Below are 3,150 nucleotides of genomic sequence, written 5' to 3' on the forward strand. Positions count from 1 at the left end.
GTTCCTTCGAATTTAGGGTGATTGTTTACAAGTGGTATTGCATGAGCATTTGAGCAGTTATAGCTACCAACTTGCCAAGTATCCGGGATTGTTTTTAATGCAGTTGTGAGAGAAGTGCCGGGTTTTATAATCAAACCGTAATCTTTTCACATGTTCGAAGATCGCTTTCTCTTTATAATTCTTTTTGACTTTGCTATGCTGAATGGGCTTTTCTGCTATGAAAAAACTATCCTCGCCCAATCTTATTGTCCTTGGATTTTACTACTATGGGTAATGTTTGTTGGAATTATTTTAGGAGAAACTTAAGAATTGTGTTGTTTCTTTCATTCTTATGGTACTTATACTCGTACAGTTTCATCAGCTTTGAAGTTTTTTCAATATGGGCTCAAAGAGCTTAGAATATAGATTGCGCTTACACTGTGACCATTCACTACTTTGCGCTGTAAAGGAAATTCTTATGTTTTACTCCATATTCAAAGGTACTTTATGCGGCTTTATATGGGGGTAGATAAGTTTTTTCATGCTACAGAACCGCATAATATTCTGCATCGCGTGGAACAATACGTAGTATTAATACTTTTCGCGTTGTTGTTTCTGAGCTATGTAATCAGTAAATTCACTGCTGTAATTTAAGAAATGCAAGTTTTCTAGAAGAATGTTTGCAGAGGCGTTTAGTGATGTTTCAGGATGTGTTTTTATGCTAGGTCACTTTCTTTGGGCATTCCATCTAGGTATGTGGTTTTCAAATGGGAACGTAACGAAAAAATTCAATTTTTTATTCATAAACTCTTGCTACTTCCTCAATAATTTGGTAGATAGAAGGAAGTAGCGCGGGTTTGTGTGCGACAGCTTTCTTTATCGCGGGGTGGAGCAGTGGTAGCTCATCAGGCTCATAACCTGAAGGTCGATGGTTCGAGTCCGTCCCCCGCAACTTGTATTTCCTTTGTTATCTGCGTACTATTTCTTACTAAGGGGTGGTATCCTTTGTATTATTTCTGACTGGTTGTCTGTAGTAAAGCTTTTGTACTACTTAGTGCAGCTCAGTAGAATCTGTTGGGTAGAAGTACTCACGAAAAGTTTGGTTATTGTAAAAAGGGTGGCTGATTTTATTCACTACCTGCCATATACTAAAGCTTTTCTTCTCTACATCCATGTAGTTTAGTGGAATCTATATGGCAGGGATATTCACTCAAAAGTGTGATGATTTTACATAAGACAACACAGGTTTTCACTGCGCTATACCACTGAGTTTTTTATCTATATACCTCTTCCTTCGGAATGCTCTATGACGTTTGGCGAAGGAGAAGGGGAGAGATCGTGCCCATGGCCTCTTTCTTCATGTGATACACCATCTAATCCCTGTGCTGCTCTTCCAATAGATTCGTCAGCATGTGGATACTGGTCAAAGTCCCAAGGGTCATATAGATGAGGGTCATTCCGTGCATCTAAATATCTCTCATCATCGCCACTTTCAGTATAATCTTCTCCTCCTTCGCTGCCTGATACTGCTTCATCTCCTCCTTCTCCCCCTCCTTTTAAGGATTCAAAAAGTATAGGAAAGCCAAAAGCTAATGATGTTTTAGACGGTCCATATATGCTAAACTGCGGTGATAGATTAGCTCCTAAGGACATTGATGCTTTGTCTATATTACCAAGCAGGCTTCCTACAAGATCAGCTTTCATCGCTTCAACAGGGGTTGCCAGTACTGCATTCATTATTGCTAAAGAGGATCTATCATCTCCTTCTTCACCTCCTCCAGCGGCTTCAGCGCGCTCTTGAGTAGCGTGCATTAAGGACTGTACACTAGCTATATTTGGTCCCATACCCATATCGGCACCACCACCAGGTTTATGCATAATCACCTCTCAAGTAACATAGAAAATTCAAGGCATATTCTAATTACATCTACCATGCAATAGTGAATATTTTTAAAATGCCTCTTCCTCTAATATAAGGGCTGTCATTTCTTTACGCTGCTCTAGAAATTTAGAGTCATCTGATAGTAAATGTCTATGGAGAAAATATCCTAGGATTTGTAAGCAGAGCAAAAACTCTTTTTGTGAACACTGTTCAGTGTGAGTTTCATTATAAAGATCGCGTAATATTTGTGGTAGGGGGAATAACAAGTGCCGGTATGATACGCCAGCTTTTTCAGATATTGCGCGACCTGTTTTAGGAGATATATACAATAGATTATCTTCGCAATGATAAACAGCGCATCTAGAGAGATCTAAGGCGAACCCCAGTTGGGATAAAATTTCAAGTTCAAGCTTTAAGTACTTGCTGTACCAATGGCCTCCACATTCTGCAGCTTCAGCAAACTCTATAAGATAGTCATATAATGTGGGATGTGCATCATTTGTGGGCACAGATTTGTATATTGTGGATGTAACAGACGATAGACACAGCAACTTTGAATGATCTTGAAAATACGCATAAAAAGCTGATGAAATAATTTCACAGGAATTAAAATACCCGAGGTTATTTGCCAATCTGGCACGCCAGGTTACGCATACTCTATCTCCAATCTGAAGAGATTGCTTCTTTTTATTTAGCCTAATCAGGGCATTGCAAATTCCGTGATTGCGCGTAAATACAGACAATATACTTCGAGTATCTCCGTAAGGCGTCATGCTTACAATCATCCCATGATCTTGCCATTGCATAGTTAGTCAGCGCTATAGAACGAGCCTTAAGTTTTGATAAGTGGAGGAGAGCTGTCAAGGGCAATAATGTGAAACTGTAATAAGTGTATCTTCTTACCTGGATGTAATACGCATTTTTTGCAATTTGTTAGTATGCTTCCAAAAATTTCAAGTTAGGAATCTTTGTACCTTTTTATAGTGCATAGCTGAGACTTTCTCATGATATATAGCTTATCCAATGCTATGAAGAAGAATTTTTTACGTAAAAGTAAAGCAAGAGAATCTAGGAGTACAGTACTGTATTATAGGCAAGAGATTCACGCGATCGCTTCCGATATGTCCAGCAGCGATTTATACTCACAAATAGCGCTGATCAATAAATGCTTCCCGGAGTAGTGATGCCATAAGTTCTTCAAATACGGTAAGTAGTACTCTATAGCTATTTTATATAGTGATCGGAAAGATTACGTAGTTTCTACCAATCATGGGTAGAATATATCATTG

General features: G+C 38.7%; 2 protein-coding genes and 1 tRNA gene. 1 reads left to right on the top strand and 2 read right to left on the bottom strand.

Annotation, left to right across the window (positions count from 1 at the left end; translation table 11 throughout):
- Positions 1 to 859: 859 nt before the first annotated feature.
- Positions 860 to 931: transfer RNA gene (locus KPX09_RS04825), tRNA-Met, on the top strand.
- A gap of 326 nt (positions 932 to 1,257) precedes the next feature.
- On the opposite strand, the gene KPX09_RS04830 is transcribed toward KPX09_RS04825, so the two are convergent.
- Entirely contained in the window at positions 1,258 to 1,857 is a 600-nt protein-coding gene (locus KPX09_RS04830) for a hypothetical protein (protein ID WP_249549236.1), read from the bottom strand.
- A gap of 72 nt (positions 1,858 to 1,929) precedes the next feature.
- Positions 1,930 to 2,667, bottom strand: coding sequence for a DNA repair protein RecO (recO, locus tag KPX09_RS04835; protein ID WP_249549237.1), 738 nt, complete (start codon positions 2,665 to 2,667; stop codon positions 1,930 to 1,932).
- Positions 2,668 to 3,150 lie beyond the last annotated feature (483 nt).

Origin of the sequence: Anaplasma phagocytophilum, assembly GCF_023476575.1 — a bacterium.
Classification (GTDB): domain Bacteria; phylum Pseudomonadota; class Alphaproteobacteria; order Rickettsiales; family Anaplasmataceae; genus Anaplasma; species Anaplasma phagocytophilum_A.